At 60.9% G+C, this 22,770-nt stretch carries 17 protein-coding genes; 13 read left to right on the forward strand and 4 right to left on the reverse strand.

Translation table 11 applies throughout. From position 1 onward, the window contains the following. Nucleotides 1-6: 6 nt before the first annotated feature. The 11 genes from arcA (at nucleotide 7) to ACIOMR_RS25675 (ending at nucleotide 13,046) form a co-directional block, all read left to right on the forward strand. Nucleotides 7-1,263, forward strand: a complete 1,257-nt coding sequence (gene arcA / locus ACIOMR_RS25625; protein WP_401197061.1) for an arginine deiminase — start codon at nucleotides 7-9, stop codon at nucleotides 1,261-1,263. A gap of 69 nt (nucleotides 1,264-1,332) precedes the next feature. Continuing rightward, nucleotides 1,333-2,343: an ornithine carbamoyltransferase gene (locus ACIOMR_RS25630; protein WP_010169901.1), complete on the forward strand. Its 1,011-nt coding sequence runs from the start codon at nucleotides 1,333-1,335 to the stop codon at nucleotides 2,341-2,343. Nucleotides 2,344-2,515: 172 nt separating this feature from the next. Further along, nucleotides 2,516-3,445 (forward strand): carbamate kinase, encoded by a 930-nt coding sequence (gene arcC, locus ACIOMR_RS25635; protein WP_087692649.1) that lies wholly within the window; start codon nucleotides 2,516-2,518, stop codon nucleotides 3,443-3,445. 18 nt (nucleotides 3,446-3,463) lie between these two features. Next, nucleotides 3,464-3,826, forward strand: a complete 363-nt coding sequence (locus tag ACIOMR_RS25640) for a DUF5064 family protein (RefSeq protein WP_003220051.1) — start codon at nucleotides 3,464-3,466, stop codon at nucleotides 3,824-3,826. 199 nt (nucleotides 3,827-4,025) lie between these two features. Further along, complete coding sequence (locus ACIOMR_RS25645; protein WP_102605962.1) at nucleotides 4,026-5,534, forward strand: sigma-54-dependent transcriptional regulator; 1,509 nt, start codon at nucleotides 4,026-4,028, stop codon at nucleotides 5,532-5,534. A 402-nt stretch (nucleotides 5,535-5,936) separates the two neighbouring features. Next, entirely contained in the window at nucleotides 5,937-6,320 is a 384-nt protein-coding gene (gcvH, locus tag ACIOMR_RS25650) for a glycine cleavage system protein GcvH (RefSeq protein ID WP_177036758.1), read from the forward strand. A 10-nt stretch (nucleotides 6,321-6,330) separates the two neighbouring features. Further along, nucleotides 6,331-9,177 carry an aminomethyl-transferring glycine dehydrogenase gene (gene gcvP, locus ACIOMR_RS25655; protein ID WP_003220048.1) on the forward strand — a complete coding sequence of 949 codons (2,847 nt, stop codon included), beginning with the start codon at nucleotides 6,331-6,333 and terminating at the stop codon, nucleotides 9,175-9,177. 141 nt (nucleotides 9,178-9,318) lie between these two features. Next, on the forward strand, nucleotides 9,319-10,695 hold the full coding sequence (locus tag ACIOMR_RS25660; protein ID WP_087692646.1) for an L-serine ammonia-lyase: 1,377 nt from the start codon (nucleotides 9,319-9,321) through the stop codon (nucleotides 10,693-10,695). 39 nt (nucleotides 10,696-10,734) lie between these two features. Beyond that, the gene (gene gcvT / locus ACIOMR_RS25665; RefSeq protein WP_003220046.1) at nucleotides 10,735-11,859 is read left to right on the forward strand and encodes a glycine cleavage system aminomethyltransferase GcvT; all 1,125 of its coding nucleotides are present in this window, start codon (nucleotides 10,735-10,737) and stop codon (nucleotides 11,857-11,859) included. Between the two features lie 390 nt (nucleotides 11,860-12,249). Beyond that, nucleotides 12,250-12,462 (forward strand): cold-shock protein, encoded by a 213-nt coding sequence (locus ACIOMR_RS25670; protein WP_003220045.1) that lies wholly within the window; start codon nucleotides 12,250-12,252, stop codon nucleotides 12,460-12,462. A gap of 95 nt (nucleotides 12,463-12,557) precedes the next feature. Further along, nucleotides 12,558-13,046, forward strand: a complete 489-nt coding sequence (locus ACIOMR_RS25675; RefSeq protein ID WP_003220044.1) for an RDD family protein — start codon at nucleotides 12,558-12,560, stop codon at nucleotides 13,044-13,046. A gap of 854 nt (nucleotides 13,047-13,900) precedes the next feature. Here the strand turns inward: ACIOMR_RS25675 and nadA are convergent. The 3 genes from nadA to ACIOMR_RS25690 all read right to left on the reverse strand — a co-directional run bounded on the left by nadA (nucleotide 13,901) and on the right by ACIOMR_RS25690 (nucleotide 18,166). Next, entirely contained in the window at nucleotides 13,901-14,959 is a 1,059-nt protein-coding gene (nadA, locus tag ACIOMR_RS25680) for a quinolinate synthase NadA (protein WP_003209852.1), read from the reverse strand. A 220-nt stretch (nucleotides 14,960-15,179) separates the two neighbouring features. After that, a complete protein-coding gene (locus ACIOMR_RS25685; protein ID WP_401197069.1) occupies nucleotides 15,180-16,751 on the reverse strand; it encodes a lactate dehydrogenase in 1,572 nt (523 codons plus the stop codon). 128 nt (nucleotides 16,752-16,879) lie between these two features. Beyond that, nucleotides 16,880-18,166: an OmpP1/FadL family transporter gene (locus tag ACIOMR_RS25690; RefSeq protein WP_008432395.1), complete on the reverse strand. Its 1,287-nt coding sequence runs from the start codon at nucleotides 18,164-18,166 to the stop codon at nucleotides 16,880-16,882. A gap of 359 nt (nucleotides 18,167-18,525) precedes the next feature. Here ACIOMR_RS25690 and ACIOMR_RS25695 point away from each other — a divergent pair, with 359 nt between their 5' ends. Beyond that, nucleotides 18,526-20,484 carry a PAS domain-containing sensor histidine kinase gene (locus tag ACIOMR_RS25695; RefSeq protein ID WP_087692901.1) on the forward strand — a complete coding sequence of 653 codons (1,959 nt, stop codon included), beginning with the start codon at nucleotides 18,526-18,528 and terminating at the stop codon, nucleotides 20,482-20,484. Here ACIOMR_RS25695 and ACIOMR_RS25700 read toward each other — a convergent pair. Continuing rightward, on the reverse strand, nucleotides 20,481-21,386 hold the full coding sequence (locus ACIOMR_RS25700) for a LysR family transcriptional regulator (protein WP_003209844.1): 906 nt from the start codon (nucleotides 21,384-21,386) through the stop codon (nucleotides 20,481-20,483). The genes ACIOMR_RS25695 and ACIOMR_RS25700 overlap by 4 nt on opposite strands. Before the next feature lie 107 nt (nucleotides 21,387-21,493). Between ACIOMR_RS25700 and lldD the strand changes: the two genes are divergently transcribed. Further along, nucleotides 21,494-22,636 carry an FMN-dependent L-lactate dehydrogenase LldD gene (lldD, locus tag ACIOMR_RS25705; protein ID WP_003209842.1) on the forward strand — a complete coding sequence of 381 codons (1,143 nt, stop codon included), beginning with the start codon at nucleotides 21,494-21,496 and terminating at the stop codon, nucleotides 22,634-22,636. Nucleotides 22,637-22,770 lie beyond the last annotated feature (134 nt).

The following is a 22,770-nucleotide window of genomic DNA, read 5'->3' on the forward strand; positions in this document are numbered from 1 at the left end:
TCTGTAATGACCACGGAAAAAGTGAAGTACGGCGTACATTCCGAAGCCGGCAAACTGCGCAAAGTCATGGTGTGCTCCCCAGGTTTGGCCCACCAGCGGCTGACCCCAAACAACTGCGATGAACTGCTGTTCGATGACGTGCTGTGGGTAGCCCAGGCCAAGCGCGACCACTTCGACTTCGTGACCAAGATGCGCGAGCGCGACATCGATGTGCTGGAAATGCACAACCTGCTGACCGACATCGTCGCCATCCCCGAAGCGCTGGACTGGATCCTGGAGCGCAAGATCACCGCCAACCAGGTGGGCCTGGGGCTGGTCAATGAGGTCAGCTCGTGGCTGCGCAGCCTGGAGCCGCGCAAGGTCGCCGAGTACCTGATCGGTGGCGTGTCGGCCGATGACCTGCCGAGCAGTTTCGGTGGCAAGACCATCGAGATGTTCCGCGATTTCCTCGGCCACTCAAGCTTCATCCTGCCGCCGCTGCCCAACACCCAGTTCACCCGCGACACCACCTGCTGGATCTACGGTGGCGTGACGCTGAACCCGATGTACTGGCCGGCGCGACGCCAGGAAACCCTGCTGGCCAGCGCCATCTACAAATTCCACCCCGAGTTCACCAACGCGGACTTCCAGGTGTGGTACGGCGACCCTGACCAGGAACACGGCAACGCCACCCTGGAAGGCGGCGACGTGATGCCGATTGGTAACGGCGTGGTGTTGATCGGCATGGGCGAGCGTTCCTCGCGCCAGGCCATCGGCCAACTCGCCCTGAACCTGTTCAAGCACAAGGCCGTGGAGCGTGTGATCGTCGCCGGCCTGCCAAAATCCCGCGCGGCGATGCACCTCGACACCGTGTTCAGCTTCTGCGACCGCGACCTGGTCACGATCTTCCCGGAAGTGGTCAACCAGATCGTCGCCTTCACCCTGCGCCCGGACGAGACCAAACCCGGCGGCATCGACATCCAGTGCGAAAAAACCAACTTCCTCGACACCGTCGCCGCCGCCCTGAACCTCAAGGCCCTGCGTGTGGTGGAAACCGGCGGCAACAGCTTCGCCGCCGAGCGCGAGCAGTGGGATGACGGCAACAACGTAGTGGCCGTGGAGCCTGGCGTGGTGATCGGCTACGACCGCAACACCTACACCAACACCTTGCTGCGCAAGGCCGGTGTGGAAGTCATCACCATCAGCGCCGGTGAACTCGGCCGTGGCCGTGGCGGCGGCCACTGCATGACCTGCCCGATCATTCGCGACCCAATCGACTACTGATATTCAAACCCTGGCCGCCGCTCATAAGGCGCCGGCCAGGGGGATAACCTAAACAGAAGGAGATCCACCATGGCTTTTAATATGCGCAACCGCAGCCTGCTGTCGCTGATGCACCACACCACTCGCGAGCTGCACTACCTGCTGGACCTGTCCCGCGACCTCAAGCGCGCCAAATACACCGGCACCGAGCGTCCGCACCTGAAGGGCAAAAACATCGCGCTGATCTTCGAAAAAACCTCGACCCGCACCCGTTGCGCGTTCGAAGTCGCGGCCCACGACCAGGGTGCCCACGTCACCTACATCGACCCGGTGTCGTCGCAGATCGGCCACAAAGAAAGCATGAAAGACACCGCCCGCGTCCTCGGCCGGATGTTCGATGCCATCGAGTACCGTGGCTTTGAACAGGAAATCGTCGAAGAGCTGGCCAAGTTCGCCGGGGTGCCGGTGTTCAACGGCCTGACCGCCGAATTCCACCCCACCCAGATGATCGCCGACACCCTGACCATGCGCGAGCACAGCGACAAGCCGCTGCATGACATCAGCTACGCCTACCTGGGCGACGCCCGCTACAACATGGGCAACTCGCTGCTGATGATTGGCGCCAAGCTGGGCATGGACGTGCGCATCGGCGCACCGAAAGCCCTGTGGCCCCATGCTGATTTCATCAAGCAGTGCCAGGAATTTGCCGAGGAAAGCGGCGCGCGCATCACCATCACCGAAGACCCGAAGGAAGCGGTGAAAGGCGTGGACTTCATCCACACCGATATCTGGGTGTCCATGGGCGAACCGGTGGAAGCGTGGGACGAGCGCATCGAGCAACTGCTGCCGTACCAGGTCAACGCCAAGATGATGAAGGCCTCGGGCAATCCCCGCGTGAAATTCATGCACTGCCTGCCGGCGTTCCACAACAGCGAGACCAAGGTCGGCAAGGACATCGCCGCGCGTTATCCGAACCTGGCCAATGGCGTGGAAGTGACCGAAGAAGTGTTTGAGTCCCCGGCCAACATCGCCTTTGAGCAGGCGGAAAACCGTATGCACACCATCAAGGCGATCCTGGTGTCGGCGCTGGCGGATATCTAAACCAATACCGCTCCCACTTTTGATACGCGGTCCAAAATGTGGGAGCGGGCTTGCTCGCGAAGGCGGCGTGCCAGTCGCTATATTTTTCACCGACACACCGCTTTCGCGAGCAAGCCCGCTCCCACATTTGGCCCGGTGTTCACAACGCTGGATTCTGGAAGGACAACCTTATATGCGTATCGTCGTTGCACTGGGCGGCAACGCCCTTCTGCGCCGTGGTGAACCCATGACCGCAGACAATCAACGGGCCAATATCCGCATCGCCACCGAACAGATCGCCAAGATCCACAAAGGCAACGAGCTGGTGATTGCCCACGGCAATGGCCCGCAAGTGGGCCTGCTGTCGCTGCAGGCTGCCGCCTACACCCAGGTTTCACCTTACCCGCTGGATGTGTTGGGAGCCGAAACCGAGGGCATGATCGGGTACATCATCGAACAGGAACTGGGCAACCTGCTGGACTTCGAAGTGCCGTTCGCCACGCTGCTGACCCAGGTGGAAGTGGACGCCAAGGACCCGGCCTTCCAGAACCCGACCAAACCCATCGGCCCGGTGTACTCCAAAGCCGAAGCGGAAAAACTGGCCGCTGAAAAAGGCTGGGCGATTGCCCCCGATGGCGACAAGTATCGCCGCGTGGTGGCCAGCCCACGGCCAAAGCGGATCTTTGAAATCCGCCCGATCCAGTGGCTGCTGGAAAAAGGCAGCATCGTGATCTGCGCCGGCGGCGGCGGGATTCCGACGATGTATGGCGAAGACGGCAAGCTCAAGGGCATTGAAGCCGTGATCGACAAAGACCTGTGCTCCTCGTTGCTGGCCGGGCAACTGGACGCCGATTTGCTGGTGATCGCCACCGACGTCAATGCCGCCTTTATCGACTTCGGCAAGCCCACCCAGAAAGCCATCGGCCAGGCACACCCGGACGAAATCGAAAAGCTCGGCTTCGCTGCCGGCTCCATGGGGCCCAAGGTCCAGGCCGCGTGCGAGTTCGCCCGCCAGACTGGAAAAACCGCAGTGATCGGTTCACTCTCGGACATCGAAGCGATCGTCCAGGGCAGCGCCGGCACCCGCATCAGTACCGCAAAACCTGGCATCACCTACCTGTGAAGTAGAGGAGAAACGCCTATGGCTACCTTTGAACCTGGTCACCTGCACATCGAACGCCACGCGCTGAACAAGGATGACTACAGCTACAACCTGTGCATCGACTACGAAGTCAGCCAGGACCCAAAGGAAGGCAAGGGAATGCTCTTCAAGATGCACGGCACGGTGCAGGGCAAGGAGCTCAAGGAAGAGTTCTTCCTGCCCAAGGACCAGTCGTTCGACTTCGCCCGGCAGGCGATGAACATCGCGCAGAAGTACGGCATGCCGAAGATTGCCGTGCTCAATGGCCAGATGCACAAGCAGTACGATTTGATGTTTGAGGATGTGCGGCATCAGCTGGATGTGAAGCCTGGGGATCCAGTCAAACCCGAACACCTCGAATAACCCGATTTCCCAGGCACCAACCATTAAATGTGGGAGCGGCGGTGCGACGATTCGACTTGCTCGCGAATGCGGTGTGTCAGCTAATACATCCGGTGACTGACACACCGCATTCGCGAGCAAGCCCGCTCCCACATTTTGATCTCTATCTTCTCCAAGGCATACTTGCCACCTCTCGCTCGCCAGAACCAAAAACAGCCCCATGCGTATCCACGTCAGCTTCATCGACCGCGTCGGCATCACCCAGGAAGTCCTGGCCTTGCTCGGTGGGCGCAATCTGAACCTGGATGCGGTGGAAATGGTTCCGCCCAACGTCTACATCGACGCGCCAACCTTGAGCGCCGAGGTACTGGAAGAGCTGCGTGATGCACTGTTCAGCGTGCGCGGCGTGCAAGCCGTGACCGTGGTCGACATCCTCCCCGGCCAGCGCCAGCACCTGCAACTCGATGCCCTGCTCGCCGCCATGACCGACCCGGTACTGGCCCTGGACAGCGCCGGCAAGATCCTGCTGGCCAACCCGGCGCTGATCGCCTTGTACGGTCGTGAACCCGCCGGGGAAAGCATCAACGAACTGTTCGACGACCCAACCCTGCTGGCCACCCTGCTGGAGCACGGCTTTCGCCTGGCCCTGCGGGAAATCAGCGTCAACGGCCAGACCCTGCTGCTGGACGCCACGCCGATCACCGACGCCGGCGCCCTGCTGACCCTGTACCAACCCAACCGCATCGGCGAACAACTGTCGGCGCTGCACCATGACCACGCCGAAGGTTTCGACGCGTTGTTGGGCGAGTCTCCGGCGATCCGCACCCTCAAGGCGCGGGCGCAACGGGTGGCGGCGCTGGATGCACCGTTGTTGATCCAGGGCGAGACCGGCACCGGCAAGGAGCTGGTGGCCCGTGCCTGCCACGCCATCAGCGCACGCCACAGCGCGCCGTTCCTGGCCCTGAACTGCGCGGCGCTGCCGGAGAACCTGGCCGAGAGCGAACTGTTCGGCTACGCCCCCGGCGCCTTCACCGGTGCCCAGCGTGGCGGTAAGCCGGGGCTGATGGAACTGGCCAACCAGGGCACGGTGTTCCTCGACGAGATCGGCGAGATGTCGCCGTACTTGCAGGCCAAGCTGCTGCGGTTTCTCAACGACGGCAGCTTCCGCCGGGTGGGCGGCGACCGTGAGGTGAAGGTCAATGTGCGGATCCTCAGCGCCACCCACCGCGACCTGGAAAAGATGGTCAGCGAAGGCACCTTCCGCGAAGACCTGTTCTACCGCCTCAATGTGCTCAACGTCGAAGTGCCGCCCCTGCGCGAGCGCGGCCAGGACATCCTGCTGCTGGCCCGCTACTTCATGCAGCAGGCCTGCGCGCAGATCCAGCGCCCGGTCTGCCGCCTGGCGCCGGGCACCTACCCGGCGCTGCTGGGCAACCGCTGGCCAGGCAACGTGCGCCAGTTGCAGAACGTGATCTTCCGCGCCGCAGCCATTTGCGAAAGCAGCCTGGTGGACATCGGCGACCTGGACATCGCCGGCACCTCGGTGGCGCGGCAGAACGATGGTGAAGTCGACAGCCTGGAGCAGGCCGTGGAGGATTTCGAGCGCGGGTTGCTGGAGAAGCTCTATGTCAGCTATCCGTCCACGCGCCAGCTGGCCAGCCGCCTGCAAACCTCCCACACCGCCATTGCCCATCGCCTGCGCAAGTACGGTATTCCCAACAAGCCCTGACTGACTGCACGCGATCAACATGTGGGAGCGGGCTTGCTCGCGAATGCGTTGGGTCAGTCAATACATTCGGCACTGACATACCGCTTTCGCGAGCAAGCCCGCTCCCACATTTGATCTACGGCGCCCTCAAAAGCGACCTCCGCCTGTACTGAAAGCGCTACAGTGGAACGATATCAATACACACCGTCCCAGGCGTCGCGATGCAAGGCTTTGATCCTCATAGTCTTTTTTTCAACGGCCCAGCTGTAGCGATATCGCTACAACCACCTTCCGATCATCACCCGCCATAATCAGTAACTAATTGTTTTATAACGATAAAAAAACATTGGCCGCAATTTTGCTAAGCAACTCCCCATTATTCCAATCCCGTCCACCAGACGAATCTGGCCCTGAGGAGTTTCCATGAGCGAGTTGCGCTTTACTGAAGATCACGAATGGCTGCGCGCCGAAGCCGACGGCAGCGTGACCGTGGGCATTACCGCTTTTGCGCAGAACGCGCTGGGTGATGTGGTTTTCGTGCAACTGCCTGAGCTGCAGTCCTACGACAAAGGGGCAGAAGCCTCCACCGTTGAATCGGTCAAGGCCGCCAGCGGCGTATACATGCCATTGGACGGCGAAGTCCTCGAAGTAAACGAAAAGCTGGACGGCAGCCCCGAGCTGGTCAACGAAGACCCGATGGGCGAAGGCTGGTTCTTCCGCTTTAAACCGGCTGATGCCGACGCAGTAGCTAAGCTGTTGGATCAGGATGCGTATGACCGCCTGATCAAAGCCAACGCTGAAGCCTGAGGAGCGCGCCATGACTAATCTGACCACCGCCAACGAATTCATCGCCCGCCACATCGGCCCGCGCCAGGACGACGAGCAACACATGCTCGCCACCCTGGGCTTTGATTCCCTGGAAGCCCTGAGCGCCAGCGTGATCCCGGAAAGCATCAAGGGCACCGCTGTGCTGGGCCTGAGCGATGGCTTGAGCGAAGCCGACGCACTGGCTTCGATCAAGGCGATCGCCGCCAAGAACGAGCTGTTCAAGACCTACATCGGCCAGGGCTACTACAACTGCCATACACCGTCGCCGATCCTGCGCAACCTGCTGGAAAACCCGGCCTGGTACACCGCCTACACTCCGTATCAGCCGGAGATTTCCCAGGGCCGCCTGGAGTCGCTGCTGAACTTCCAGACGCTGATCAGCGACCTCACCGGCCTGCCGATCGCCAACGCCTCGCTGTTGGACGAAGCCACCGCCGCTGCCGAAGCCATGACCTTCTGCAAACGCCTGAGCAAGAACAAAGGCAGCAACGCGTTCTTCGCCTCCGTGCACAGCCACCCGCAAACCCTCGACGTATTGCGCACCCGTGCCGAGCCGCTGGGCATCGACGTGGTGGTGGGCGACGAGCGTGAACTGACCGACGTCAGCGCCTTCTTCGGCGCCCTGCTGCAATACCCGGCCAGCAACGGTGACGTGTTCGACTACCGCGAGCTGACCGAGCGCTTCCACGCCGCCAACGCACTGGTGGCCGTGGCCGCCGACCTGCTGGCCCTGACCCTGCTGACCCCGCCGGGTGAGTTCGGCGCCGACGTGGCCATCGGCAGCGCGCAACGCTTCGGCGTGCCGCTGGGCTTCGGTGGCCCGCATGCGGCGTACTTCTCCACCAAGGATGCGTTCAAGCGCGACATGCCGGGCCGTCTGGTCGGCGTCTCCGTGGACCGTTTCGGCAAGCCGGCCCTGCGCCTGGCCATGCAGACCCGCGAGCAACATATCCGCCGCGAGAAGGCCACCAGCAATATCTGCACCGCCCAGGTATTGCTCGCCAACATCGCCAGCATGTATGCCGTGTACCACGGCCCGAAAGGCCTGACCCAGATTGCCAACCGCATTCACCACCTGACCGCGATCTTCGCCAAAGGCTTGGGCGCATTGGGCCTGGCAGTTGAACAAGCCCACTTCTTCGACACCCTGACCATCAAGACCGGCGCGCAAACTGCTGCCCTGCACGACAAGGCTCGCGCCCAGCGCATCAACCTGCGTGTGGTCGACGGCGAACGCGTTGGCCTGTCGGTGGACGAAACCACCTCCCAAGCCGACATCGAAACCCTGTGGAGCGTGTTCGCCGGCGGTAAAGCCCTGCCGGACTTCGCCGCATTGGCTGCCAGCGTTGAAAGCACCCTGCCGGCCGCGCTGCTGCGCCAGTCGCCAATTCTCAGCCACCCGGTGTTCAACCGTTACCACTCCGAAACCGAGCTGATGCGCTACCTGCGCAAACTGGCCGACAAGGACCTGGCCCTGGATCGCACCATGATCCCGCTGGGCTCGTGCACCATGAAGCTCAACGCCGCCAGCGAAATGATCCCGGTGACCTGGGCCGAGTTCGGTGCCCTGCACCCGTTCGCCCCGGCCTCGCAAAGCGCCGGCTACCAGCAACTGACGACCGAACTGGAAGCCATGCTCTGCGCGGCCACCGGTTACGACGCGATTTCCCTGCAACCGAACGCCGGTTCCCAGGGCGAATACGCCGGCCTGCTGGCCATCCGTGCCTATCACCAGAGCCGTGGCGAAGAACGCCGCGATATCTGCCTGATCCCGTCGTCGGCCCACGGCACCAACCCGGCCACCGCCAACATGGCCGGCATGCGCGTCGTGGTCACCGCCTGCGATGCACGCGGTAACGTCGACATCGAAGACCTGCGTGCCAAGGCTATCGAGCACCGCGAGCACCTCGCTGCGCTGATGATCACCTACCCGTCCACCCACGGCGTGTTCGAAGAAGGCATCCGCGAAATCTGCGGGATCATTCACGACAACGGCGGCCAGGTGTACATCGACGGCGCCAACATGAACGCGATGGTCGGCCTCTGCGCCCCGGGCAAGTTCGGCGGCGATGTGTCCCACTTGAACCTGCACAAGACCTTCTGCATTCCCCACGGTGGTGGCGGCCCGGGCGTCGGCCCGATTGGCGTCAAATCCCACCTGACGCCGTTCCTGCCCGGCCATGCCGCGATGGAACGCAAGGAAGGCGCGGTCTGCGCCGCACCGTTCGGCAGCGCGAGCATCCTGCCGATCACCTGGATGTACATCAGCATGATGGGCGGCGCAGGCCTCAAGCGCGCTTCGCAGTTGGCGATTTTGAATGCCAACTACATTTCCCGTCGCCTGGAAGAGCACTACCCGGTGCTGTACACCGGCAGCAACGGCCTGGTGGCCCACGAATGCATCCTCGACCTGCGCCCGTTGAAAGACAGCAGCGGCATCAGCGTGGATGACGTGGCCAAGCGTCTGATCGACTTTGGTTTCCATGCGCCGACCATGTCGTTCCCGGTGGCTGGCACCCTGATGATCGAGCCGACCGAAAGCGAATCCCGGGAAGAACTGGACCGCTTCTGCGACGCGATGATCGCCATCCGCGAAGAAATCCGCGCGGTGGAAAATGGCTCGCTGGACAAGGACGACAACCCGCTGAAGAACGCACCACACACTGCTGCGGAACTGGTTGGCGAATGGAGCCACCCATACAGCCGCGAGCAAGCGGTGTACCCGGTGGCGTCGTTGATCGAAGCCAAGTACTGGCCGCCGGTTGGCCGGGTCGACAACGTGTTTGGCGATCGCAACCTGGTGTGCGCGTGCCCGTCGATCGAGAGCTACGCGTAACCTGATGTGGGAGCGGGCTTGCTCGCGAATGCGGAGTGTCAGTTGATACATCTGGTGACTGACCCACCGCTTTCGCGAGCAAGCCCGCTCCCACATTGGACCGCGTACATCCGATCAATAATAAGAAACCGGAGAACAACCATGTCTTTAAGCGTGTTCGACCTGTTCAAGATTGGCATCGGCCCCTCCAGCTCTCACACCGTCGGCCCGATGCGCGCTGCCGCTCGATTCGTCGAGGGACTGAAGCGCGACAACCTGCTGGGCGCCACCACCTGCGTCAAGGTGGAGCTCTACGGCTCACTCGGCGCCACCGGCAAAGGCCACGGCAGTGACAAGGCCGTATTGCTGGGCCTGGAAGGCGAGCACCCGGATACCGTGAACACCGAAACCGTTGCCGCCCGCCTGTTGGAAATTCGCGGCAACGCACGCTTGAACCTGCTCGGCGAACACAGCATTGCGTTCAACGAGAAAGAACACCTGGCGATGATTCGCAAACCCCTGCCCTATCATCCCAACGGCATGATCTTCCGCGCCTTCGACGCCGCCGGCTTGCAGATTCGCAGCCGCGAGTACTACTCGGTGGGCGGCGGGTTTGTGGTGGATGAAGACGCCGCCGGCCACGACCGGATTGTCGAAGACGCCACGCCCCTGACGTTCCCGTTCAAAAGTGCCAAGGACTTGCTCGGCCATTGCGCCACCTATGGGCTGTCCATCAGCCAGGTGATGCTGACCAATGAAAGCGCCTGGCGCCCGGAAGCGGAAACCCGCGCCGGCCTGCTGAAGATCTGGCAGGTGATGCAGGACTGCGTGGACGCGGGCTGTCGCAACGAAGGGATTTTGCCGGGAGGGCTGAAGGTCAAGCGCCGCGCCGCCGCGTTGCATCGCCAATTGTGCAAGAACCCGGAATCGGCGCTGCGCGACCCGCTGTCGGTGCTGGACTGGGTCAACCTGTACGCCCTGGCGGTCAACGAAGAAAACGCCAATGGCGGGCGCGTGGTGACGGCGCCCACCAACGGTGCGGCCGGGATTGTGCCGGCGGTGTTGCACTACTACATGCGCTTTATCCCGGGGGCCAGCGAAGACGGAGTGGTGCGCTTCCTGCTCACCGCCGCGGCCATCGGCATTCTGTACAAGGAAAACGCCTCGATCTCCGGCGCCGAAGTCGGCTGCCAGGGAGAAGTCGGCGTGGCCTGCTCCATGGCTGCCGGCGCCCTGTGTGAAGTGTTGGGCGGTACGGTTTCCCAGGTAGAAAACGCCGCCGAGATCGGCATGGAACACAACCTCGGCCTGACCTGCGACCCCATCGGCGGCTTGGTGCAGGTGCCCTGCATCGAGCGCAACGCCATGGGTTCGGTCAAGGCCATCAATGCGGTGCGCATGGCCCTGCGCGGCGACGGGCAACACTTCGTGTCCCTCGACAAGGTCATCCGCACCATGCGCCAGACCGGCGCCGACATGAAAAGCAAATACAAGGAAACCGCCCGTGGCGGTTTGGCGGTCAACATTATCGAGTGCTGACGCCTATAAGCGCGTCCGCACGTTTTTCAGGAGCTGAATATGTCCACCGAAACCCTGTTGAAAACCCCGTTGCACGCCCTGCACATCGAACTGGGCGCACGCATGGTGCCCTTCGCCGGCTACGACATGCCGGTGCAATACCCGCTGGGCGTGATGAAAGAACACCTGCACACCCGTGAACAAGCCGGGTTGTTCGATGTGTCGCACATGGGCCAGATCCGCCTGACCGGCGCCGGTGCCGCCAAGGCCCTGGAAACCCTGGTGCCGGTGGACATCATCGACTTGCCGGTGGGCATGCAGCGTTATGCGATGTTCACCAACGAGCAAGGCGGCATCCTGGATGACCTGATGGTCGCCAACCTGGGTAACGACGAACTGTTCCTGGTGGTCAACGCCGCCTGCAAGGACCAGGACCTGGCCCACCTGCGCCAGCACATCGGTGACCAGTGCACCATCGAGCCACTGTTCGAGGAACGCGCCCTGCTGGCCCTGCAAGGCCCGGCTGCCGTCAGCGTGCTGGCGCGCCTGGCGCCGGAGGTCAAGCACATGACCTTCATGCAATTCGCACCGACCCGCCTGCTGGGCGTGGATTGTTACGTCAGCCGCTCGGGCTACACCGGCGAAGACGGCTTCGAAATCTCGGTACCGGCCGCGAACGCCGAGGCCCTGGCCCGCAGCCTGCTGGCCGAAACCGAAGTACAGGCCATCGGCCTGGGCGCCCGCGACTCCCTGCGCCTGGAAGCCGGCCTGTGCCTTTATGGCCATGACATGAACACCGAGACCACGCCGATTGAAGCCAGCCTGTTGTGGGCAATTTCCAAGGCCCGTCGTGCTGATGGCGCACGCGCCGGTGGCTTCCCGGGCGCCGATGCGATCTTCACCCAGCAACAAACCGGCGTCAGCCGCAAACGCGTAGGCCTGTTGCCACAGGAACGCACGCCGGTCCGTGAAGGCGCAGAAATCGTCGACGAACACGGCACCGTGATCGGCAGCGTCTGCAGCGGCGGTTTTGGCCCGAGCCTGGGCGGCCCGCTGGCCATGGGTTATCTGGACAGCGCTTTCATCGCACTGGATACCGAAGTATCTGCGTTGGTACGTGGGAAAAAGGTGCCACTACGTGTAAGTAAAATGCCATTCGTACCACAACGTTACTACCGTGGTTGATTGACTGTTCCTATAAGTAACGCGGTTGCGTTAACGTGCACTAATCTGTAACGCAACCGCCACATTAAAGTGCATTGACGATAGTCAATGTTATGTTCAGTCACCTATAACAAGTGACGAATTCTATCGAATAAACGCGTTCCACATTGTGGGCATAAGTGTAACGAGGCCGAGCAAAACCTGGGGTTTTGCCGGGGCTTGTTTTTTCTGTATTAGTTGGCGTAGAGTTTGCCCACTGTGTTTGCATGGGTCGCTTTGAACCTGGACCTGGGCAGTAGCCAAAGTTTGCTACAACCCGTTCGACGTCTCTTACTTTCCTGCAACCCAGCCCAGTACTCTTTCATGTGAAAGGGGCTGTCATTAATTTTTTTGCGTCAAGGAAATAAGAAAATGGCTGATCGTCAGAGCGGTACCGTCAAGTGGTTTAACGACGAAAAAGGGTTTGGTTTTATCACTCCAGAAAGCGGTCCGGATCTGTTCGTCCACTTCCGCGCTATTCAGGGCAACGGCTTCAAAAGCCTGAAAGAAGGCCAGAAAGTGACCTTCATCGCGGTGCAAGGCCAGAAAGGCATGCAAGCCGACGAAGTACAAGCAGAAGGCTGATCCTTGCTGCGACAAAAAGCCCCTGATATGACATCAGGGGCTTTTTTATGGGCGTTCTTCCGTAAAATGGCTTTTTTCCTGCCGAGAGCCATGCCATGTCGAAACACCTGCTGAGCCCCCAAGGCGAGTTTCCCGCCGTAGGCCTGGGCCGTCGTCTGGCAGCGATGTTCTATGACTTCCTGTTGTGCACCGCCCTGCTGATCGTCACGGCCTTCATCTACAAGCTGGTGTGGATGGGGTTTGTCGGTGAGGCCAAGCTGCGGGCGCTGTCTGAGTCTGGCGCGCTGGATGGTGATCCGCTGTTGTCGACGATTTTGTTTTTTGTGTTGTTTGGGTTTTTTGCCAAGTTCTGGACGCACTCGGGGCAGACCCTGGGGATGCAGGTTTGGGGGGTGCGGGTGCAGAACGCTGATGGGTCGCGGATTAGTCTGTGGCAGGCGTTGTTGCGGTTTGTGGTGTCGATTGCTTCGTGGTTGTGCCTGGGGCTTGGGTTTATCTGGTCGTTGTTCGACAAGCAGAAGCGTGGCTGGCATGACATTTATTCGGATACGCGGTTGGTGCGGGTTCCGAAGAAAAAGAAGTAGGTTTTTAGATTGGGGGCATATCCGTTGCTGCGGTTATGGCCGCTATTGGTTCCGCTCTTACAGCGGCTCACTTTTGAAGAGCGCAAAAGTAAGCAAAACGCTCTTGCCCCACCACTCGGCACCTCGCCTAGGCTCGGTGTGCCCTCACTCCGGCTTTGGACCGTGGGCCGCCGTCATGGGCCATCCCTGGCCCAGGACGGCTAACCTGGCGTCCTGCCAGGTTACCCACGCTCCAAAGCCTGCGTTCGGCCAGCGTGGTTTAACGGGGCGCCTAAGATCAAAATCAAGATCAACAGCAAGAGCACAGCGGCCTACCGGCCGGCTTGAGTGTTGAAGAACAAAATCAAAAGCTAAAGCGGGCACGGTCCAAATGTGGGAGCGGGCTTGCTCGCGAAGGTCGTTAACGATGACGTGGGCATCCTGATTCAACGCGGCGCTCTCAGGTTTTTCGCGAGCAAGCCCGCTCCCACATAAAAGCAGATCTGTTTTCGCTCTGGTCTTTGCTTTTGCTTTTAACACTCAAGCCGGCCGGCAGGCCGCTGTGCTCTTGATCTGCTTTTGATCTTGATCTGCGGGCCCCGTTAACCACGATGGCCGCAAGTAGGCACGGTGGAGCGGGTAAATCGGCAGGGATGCCGATTTAGCCGCGCCGGGCCATGGATGGCCCGTCGCGGCGGCCCGCGGAGCCGTGCCGGAGTGCGGGCATGCCGAGCCTAAGCGAGGCACCGAGTGGTGGGGCAAAGACCTTTTGGTTACTTTTGGGGCGTTTGCCAAAAGTGACCCGCTGTAAGAGCGGAACCATAGGTGGCCGTTACCGCAGCAACGGATATGTACACAAACCAACCCACCGCAAATCAAGCATTCCCCGCCAACCTCAACCGAGCCGCCTGAGTAAAATCCAACATCCGCTTCAGCGGTCTAACCGCCTGCGGAATCACCGAAGGCTCAACAAAAATCTCATTACTCCCCTCACGCAAGCACTGCAGCGTGCGCTCCAGGGTATTCATCGCCATCCACGGGCAATGCGCACAACTGCGACACGCCGCCCCATTCCCCGCCGTCGGCGCCTCGACAAACACCTTGTCCGGGCACAGCTGCTGCATCTTGTAGAAAATGCCGCGGTCGGTGGCCACGATAAACGTCTTGTTCGGCAACCGCTGCGCCGCCGCAATCAACTGGCTGGTAGACCCCACCGCATCCGCCAACTCGATCACCGACGTCGGCGACTCCGGGTGCACCAGAATCGCCGCGTCCGGGTACAACGCCTTCATGTCCTCCAACTGCTTGGACTTGAACTCCTCGTGCACGATGCACGCACCATCCCACAGCAACATGTCTGCACCCGTCTGACGCTGGATATAGGTGCCCAGGTGCTTGTCCGGCCCCCAGATAATCGTCTCGCCGTTATCCATCAGGCTTTCGACAATCTCCAGCGCACAACTGGAAGTCACCACCCAATCAGCACGGGCTTTCACCGCCGCCGACGTGTTGGCATAGACCACCACCGTGCGCTCAGGGTGCTGATCACAGAATGCCGAGAACTCATCCACCGGGCAGCCAAGGTCCAGGGAGCACGTGGCTTCCAGTGTCGGCATCAGGATGCGTTTTTCAGGCGTGAGGATCTTGGCCGTCTCCCCCATGAATCGCACGCCCGCCACCAATACGGTCTTGGCCGGGTGCGCCGCGCCGAAGCGGGCCATTTCCAGGGAGTCGGAGACACAGCCACCGGTTTCTTCGGCCAGGGCCTGAATCACCGGGTCGCAGTAGAAGTGTGCCACCAGCACCGCGTCCTGAGCCTTGAGCTCGGCGGCGATGGCGGCGCGGTAGCCCGCCTCTTCTTCGGCGCTCAGCACCTTGGGCTGCTTGGCGTCGAGGTGGGCTTGGACCAGAAGGCGTTCGGAAATTTGCGTCATGTTCGCAAGACCTGCAGGCGCAGTTGCGCGAAAGTCGAGTGTACCACCGGCTCTGGAGCCTTTCGGGCGCCGCCGGACGAAGTGATTGTGTTCATCAAGCACGGTGAAGCTGCGCAAGGCTACAGAATATCGAATGGTTTCAAAAGCCTAATCTGGGATTCGGCCAGGCATGAAAAAGGGAAACCCGGCCAGGGGTTTCCCTTTTTTTACAACGACCGGTTTAACCGGGCAAAGCGGACGGATCGCCTTGCAGCAACGCCCACTGATGCATGTTCGCCAGGGCATCCTTCAGGATGGTTTCATCGGCGCCCTTGGCACTCTTGCCTTCCCGCGCCGCATATTCCAGCAGTACCAGGTAGTCGCGATGGCTGGTGGCCTCGTTCGGTACCACGCTGTCTTTAACCAGTCGAGCCATCTCGTATCGCTGGGTGCGGGTGTTCTGGCTGGCGCTTTGGTCCACGGAGGCGTTGGTCAGGAAGCCATCCTTGTAGGTGATGTTCGCCGCACTGCTGGCCTTGTCGTCGACCTGCACATAGAGGTAGTTCTGCGACTCGCGCCTGGTATCGAAAGCCGGCGGCTTCCCGCCATCCAGGCCCTGATGGAAACTGGCCTTGAGGCTTGATCGCTGGACCTGATCGATCGTGCGATTGGAGAGGTCATTGCCGCCGATGCGCGTTTTCTGGGAAATCCCATAGGCAAACGTATCGGTTTCCCCTGGGCGCGCTGGGTTGGGGGAACTGGCCGCCTGGCTGATGGATGCCTTGAAATCCGCCAGGCCCGTCAGCAGGCCTTGATCTGCCGCGCTGCGGGTCAGCGGCGCAGGCGCTTTGGCGCCCTGCGGGTAGTTGCTGTTCATGGCGCTAAACGCATCCTTGAACATCGCCATCAGGTCAGCATCGGCTTTGCCCCGCGCCTGGGCCTTGTCAAACTGGGCCAGGTAGCTTTTCAGCGCGATTGCCTGTTGCTTGGCGTTGCCGAGGATGCCGGCGTTCTTCAGGTCGACCGAGAGATTCACTTCCCCCGCCGGGCTACTCATGCGCGTGGTGCGGCCCTGGCTGTCCGCATGGAATGCAAGCGTGAGGTCGTCAGCATTGCTCACTTTCAATTTGCCGCTGAGGTCCACCGAAGCCAATACGCTGGAATCAAACTGCGTCAGCTTGTTCAGCTCGAGTTTCGGCGGCTGGGCGGCCAGGCCGTCGATCGCGTCCTGGAAGGCTTCGCCCAACTTGGCGACTTCCTTGAGTTCGGCGGCGCCGAGGGCGCCACCGTCCACCTTCGCCTGCGCGGCCAAGCCTCCGAACTGGCTGGCCAGGCTGAAGGTGACGGTCTTGCCGCTGGCCGTCTTGACGGTCAGGCTGACCAGGTTGTCGGCCCTGCTGTGCAGCAGCGCCTGTTGAACCTTGAGTTCGGCGGGGCTTTGGGTCCTGGAAGAGCTGGTGCTCAGCGCCGACTGGGAAATGTCGGTACCGCTCTTCGCAAATTGCTCGATCAGGGTGGCGCCCAGGCCGCTGAAGCCTGTGCCTCTGGGCAGTGCAGGGAAATTCGTGCTGATCGCTTTGGTGACCGCATCGTCGCTGTCACTTTCCCAGGCATTGATCGGCCCATGGCCGGGCAATTGGCCGTTGCGGGAATACGTCTCGGCTTGAACGTCTACCGTGACATTGCCAAGGCTGACCACCGAGGAAGGTCGCACGGCAGCGGCGCCCGTTTCTGGCGCCTGCGTAGCTGGCGGGGTAACGGCGGGTCGATTGGTAAGGGCGATGGCCGAGCTGATCGGCGAAAGCGTAGTCATGACGATCCCTGTCTTGAGCTGGATTGCAGCCAATTTAACCAAGACAGGGAAGGTTTGGTAGCGCGACCGATACAATTGCTAGCAAAGAGCCATGTCAGAAAACTGACTCTTTGCCCTCTTCCGGTGCATCAGAAGCGGTAAGTCACCGAACCGCCGAAACCGTTGGCGCTGTTTTCATACTTGGCGTCGTAGGTCAGCGCCAGTTGCGGATTATTGTCGCGGACCTTGATCGGCTCTTCTTTCAGGTAGGAATAAGCGACGTCGAAGGTCAGGTTATCCACTGGCGTCCAGCCGGCGCCCAAGCTGAACACCGTGCGATCGCCCGTAGGAATACGTACGGACCGGTCGGTGTTGTTGGTGGGCGTCTGGTCCACCGAAAAGCCGGTACGCAGCACCAGTTGCTTGTTCAACTGGTACGACAGGCCGATGGCGTGAGACCAGGTGTCATGCCAGTGCTGTTCTTCGGTGATGGAGTTCAGGCCGGCCAGTTCGGTGGCGAGGTCAGAGACGCCACTGTTGTTGATCGTAATCTTCTTCAACTGGCTCCAGCGGGTGTAGGTGCTGCCGACGTACAGGGTCCAGTCATCGTTGAGTTTATGGGTGACCGAGAAGTCCACGGACGACGGCGTGGTGACATCCAGCTTGGCGTCATACCGCTGCGGGCCGCCATCCACCAGGTCGGTGAGCACCCCCGAGGCGTTGGTTTTGCCCGACAGGTGATACACAACCTGCGAGTGGTAGGTCACACCAATGCGCGTGCTTTCAATCGGCTGCACCAGGATACCGGCGTTGAAACCGGTGGCGGTGTCGTCGCCCTTGACCTTTACGCTTTCCGTGCCGAGGCCAAATGCCGGGACCTTGGAGTCCAGTTCGCCACTGATACGGTTGAAGGTCGGACCGAAGCCCACCGAAACCTTGTCGTTGAAGGCATAGCTGACGGTTGGCTGCACCGTGATGACTTGAACCTTGCTTTTGTTGCCAAAGCCATTGCCCTGGAAGCTGTGTTCATAGTCGGTCACGAGGCCGAACGGCGCGTAGATTCCCAGGCCAAACGCCCAGTGTTCATCAATCGGCGTCACCAGGTAGCCCATCGGTACGGCGATGCCGGGGACCATATCGCCTTTGTTGGTGCCGGGGTTGTCCACGCCACCTTGGCTGGAGCTGGCGTCCTTGATGTTCGACTTGGCATCCAGGTAGGTCGCCCCGATGCTCACTTCATTCTGCTTGAGGCGAGACATGCCCGCCGGGTTGCCGAACACCGTGCTGGCGTCATCCGCGGAGGAGGAACGCCCGGCGTAACCGGTCCCCATTGAACTGATGCTTTGTTCGTTGAGGGCGAAACCACCGGCAAACAAGGAAGTGGAGGCAAGGGAAATCGACAGCGCCAAAGCGCTCTTGAAGAGTTTTTTATTCATTATTAGAACTCGAATTATTGGGCAGCGAGAGGAAGCTACCAATCTTCGAGCGGGCAAATTATGAAGAGTTTTTCATGCGCAAAATTGTCCGACAATCCTATTTCTTTCAAAGACTTCGACGGTTTTTCCAGCACTTATTCAGACCCCGGAACCTGAATATGACTGACGGGTTTTAATCTCGCCGTCACGCTTGCAGCAGGCCGGATTGCCTGCCATCGAATATGCGTGAAGGCGCTGGTGATATAAGTGTCGCAATGACATGATGACGGCCATTTAACACGCGTGGCAGCACTCAAATGAATAGCACTATCGGGACGGGTCCTGAGACAAACAGCCCACCTGAATCTGGCGAGAGTGATTTGTCCGCCGCGGGCCTCAACCACAGCGAAGCCTTCACCGAACGCGTGCTTGCCAGCATCAACGATTGCATCAAGGTGCTGGACCTCGACGCCCGCCTGACCTTCATGAGCGAAGGCGGCAAGCAGATCATGGAAGTCAGCGACTTCAATGCGATCCGCGGCTGCCCCTGGCCCGACTTCTGGCACGACCAGGGCAATCTCGATGCCAAGGCTGCCGTTGAGGCCGCCAAGGCCGGTCGCAATGCCAGCTTTGTCGGCGCTGCCCACACCCTGGCCGGCAACCTTAAATGGTGGCACGTGAACGTCAGCCCGATCATGGGCAGTGACGGCCTGCCGGAGAAAATCCTCTGCGTGTCCCGGGACATCACGCCCCTGCGCGAAGCCGAAGAGTCCCTGCGCAAACTCAACGAGTCCCTGGAACAGCGGGTGGTCGAACGCACTCGCGATCGCGACCGTATCTGGCGCCTGTCGCCGGACCTGATGCTGGTGGCACAACTCGACGGTGTGATCTCCGCCGTGAACCCGGCCTGGACACGCATGCTCGGCCACGCCGAAAACGACCTGGTGGGCAGTCAGTTGCTGGCCCTGGTTCACCCCGACGACCTGGCCGTCTCATCCTCGGCGGTCAGCCGTTTGGGCGATGGCAAGAACTTCCCCAATTTCAAGAACCGTTACCGCCACCAGGACGGCAGCTACCGCATGATCGCCTGGACGGCCGTGCCCGACAGCGACTACATCCACGCCGTGGGCCGTGATATCCAGGCTGAGGAAGAAGCCAAGGAAGCCCTGCGACTGTCGGAAGACGCCCTGCGTCAGTCACAGAAACTGGAAGCCATCGGCCAACTCACTGGCGGTGTCGCACATGATTTCAATAACCTGCTGACGGTGATCAAGTCCTGTGCCGACTTGCTCAAGCCACCTGCCCTGAGCGAAGCACGCCGCGTGAAATACGTGGAAGCCATCGCCAGCACGGTCGATCGCGCGGCCCGCCTGACGGCCCAGTTGCTCACATTCGCCCGCCGCCAGGCTTTGCGACCCGAGGTGTTCAACGTCGGCGAAAGTGTAAAGCGGGTGGGCGAGATGATGGACAGCCTGACCGGTTCACGGGTCAAGGTAAGCATCCAGGTGCCTGACGACGCCTGCTTTATCAACGCCGACGAAAGCCAGTTCGATACCGCGCTGGTCAACATGGTGGTGAACGCCAGGGATGCCATGGCCGGCAACGGGCATTTGACCATCACCGTTTCGACGGCAAGCTGGCTACCCTCGGTTCGCGCTCACCCGGTACGTGTCGCCGATTACGTGACCATCGAACTGGCGGACACCGGCTCGGGTATCCCGCCGGAAAAACTCGACGCGATCTTTGAGCCCTTCTACACCACCAAGGGTATCGGCCAGGGCACCGGCCTGGGCTTGTCCCAGGTGTACGGCTTCGCCAAGCAATCAGGCGGGGAAATCCTGGTACAGAGCGAGTGCGGCAGGGGTAGCCAATTTACGCTGTACCTGCCCAAGGTCGAGCCAAGTGCCATGCCGGTACCTCAAGACACCAGCGCTTCGCCCATCATCTCAGGCTTGTGCGTGCTGATGGTCGAGGACAACGCCGATGTGGGCCTGTACACCTCGCAAACCCTGGAACAGATGGGCTTTCACGTGCTGTGGGTGCCGGATGCGAACAGCGCGCTGGAAGCCCTGGCCCCCAACCCGGAAAGCTTCCAGGTGGTGTTCTCCGATATCTCCATGCCCGGCATGAGTGGCCTGGAGTTGCTGGACGCAATCGAAGCCTTGTACCCATGGCTGCCGGTGGTGCTCACCACCGGCTACAACGACGAATACGCGCGTATCGCCCAGGAAGAGGCCAGCCGTTTTGTCTTGCTGCAGAAGCCGTATTCCACCGAGGTGCTGGCCCTGCTGCTGCAAAAAGTCGTCAAGAGCCGCCTGCCCCTGGTCGCACAAGGCTAGACCGCAGGCCGGGTCGTGTCCGGAACATTCCCCATCTCCAGGGCCAGATCCAGCCAGGCCCGCGCCGCCGGTGGCAAGTGCGCCTGTCGCCGCCAGGCCAGGGCGATGTGCCAATCAGTCTGGGGCTCGTCCAGCTGGATCAGGGCGATGCCGGCGTGCAGGTGTTTGTAAGCCAGCATGCTCGGTAGAAACGCGACACCCAGGCCTGCGGCAACCAGGTCGACGATAAAGTCGATCTGGGCACTGCGGGCGGTGATACGCGGGACTACGCCTCTGCGCTCGCAGGCTGTGAGAATGATCCGGTTAAGCGCAAACCCGGCCTCGAACAGAATAAAGGGCGAGTCAGCCAGGTCGGAAAAATCGACGCTTTTACGCCCGGCCAAAGGATGGTCGATCGGCATCACCACCATCAGTGGCTCGACGCGCACATCCTGATATTCAAATTCTCCCGCCACCGGTACCAGCAACGCGGCCAGGTCCACCTCCCCGGCCTCCAGGCATTCGCCCAACTTCTTGCTGCCATGCTCGATCAGCTCGATCTCGATTTCCGGATAACGCTGTCGATACAAGGCAAACATCGCCGCAAACAGCACCCCACTGCCCACCGGCGGCAAGCCGATGCGCAATACACCGCGCTTGAGCCCCAGCAAGTCGTTGATCTCGGCCACCAGGTCACTGCGCTCCGCCAGCAACACCAGCGCTCGGCGGTAGGCAATTTCGCCGGCGGCCGTGAGCTCGCTCTTGTGGCCGATGCGATTGAACAGCGGCGTGCCCAATTCATCTTCCAGAGTCTTGACCGCCTTGCTGACGGTAGACTGGGTGAGCGATACCACCTCGGCTGCTTGTGAGAAGCTGCCCTGGCGAACTACTTCGACAAAGGCCAGCAACGTACGAAGGTTCATGAGTATTCCGTTTGCGACTTGATTCAAGTTGGAAAAGTTGTTTTTACCATGAAAGGCCTTTGTCTATCCTCACCCCACCGTTTTCTTCACTCGGGGCATCACTGTTCATGATCATTTCGTCTGCATCGGATTACCGCGAAGCCGCCCGCCGCAAACTGCCGCGTTTCCTGTTCGACTACATCGACGGCGGCGCCTACGCCGAACACACCCTCAGGGCCAACAGCTCCGACCTGTCGGATATCAGCCTGCGCCAGCGCATCCTGCGCAACGTCGAAAGCCTGAGCCTTGAAACCACGTTGTTCGACCAGCCATTGGCGATGCCGGTGGTCCTCAGCCCGGTGGGCCTGACCGGCATGTTTGCCCGGCGTGGTGAAGTCCAGGCGGCGAAGGCGGCAGCGAACAAGGGCATTCCGTTTTGCCTGTCGACCGTTTCCGTGTGCCCGATCGAGGAAGTGGCGTCCCAGAGCCCGCAATCGATCTGGTTTCAGCTGTATGTGCTGAAAGACCGCGGCTTCATGAAAAACGCCCTGGAGCGCGCCCAGGCCGCCGGGGTGAAAAACCTCGTGTTCACGGTCGACATGCCCACCCCCGGCGCGCGTTATCGCGATGCCCATTCGGGTATGTCCGGCGCCTACGGGCCGCAACGCCAAATCCTGCAGGCCATGACCAAACCGGCCTGGGCCTTCGATGTGGGCCTGCTGGGTCGCCCCCACGACCTGGGCAACATCTCCAAGTACCTGGGCAAGCCCACCCAACTGAAGGACTACATCGGCTGGCTGGCCAACAACTTCGACCCTTCCATCAGTTGGAAAGACCTGGAGTGGATCCGCGAATTCTGGAAAGGCCCGATGATCATCAAAGGCATCCTCGACCCACAGGATGCCAAGGACGCGGTGAGCTTTGGTGCCGACGGCATCGTCGTCTCCAACCACGGCGGGCGCCAGTTGGATGGCGTGCTGTCCACAGCCAAGGCACTGGCGCCTATCGTACAAGCCGTGGGTAGCGATCTGACGGTGCTGGTGGACTCCGGCGTACGCTCGGGGCTGGACGTGGTGCGCATGCTCGCGCTGGGCGCCAAGGGCGTTCTGCTGGGCCGTGCACAGGCTTACGCACTGGCCGCCGACGGGCAGCGTGGCGTGGAGAACCTGCTGGATATCTTCGCCAAGGAAATGCGCGTGGCCATGACGTTGACCGGAGTCACGTCGATCGCCCAGATCGATGAGTCGATCCTGGTGCGCAGCCAGGGTTGATCAGTGCAGCGACCTCGGAACATCCCTTCCGGGGTCGCCCACAGATATTTCTAAATGTTTCTTCATAAAGCCAAACCGTCATTAAACAGACACATTTCAGGAATTAAATCGTCACGTCCCAGGCAGGTGGAGCC

This window comes from Pseudomonas sp. NPDC087814 (assembly GCF_044742865.1).
Classification (GTDB): Bacteria; Pseudomonadota; Gammaproteobacteria; order Pseudomonadales; family Pseudomonadaceae; genus Aquipseudomonas.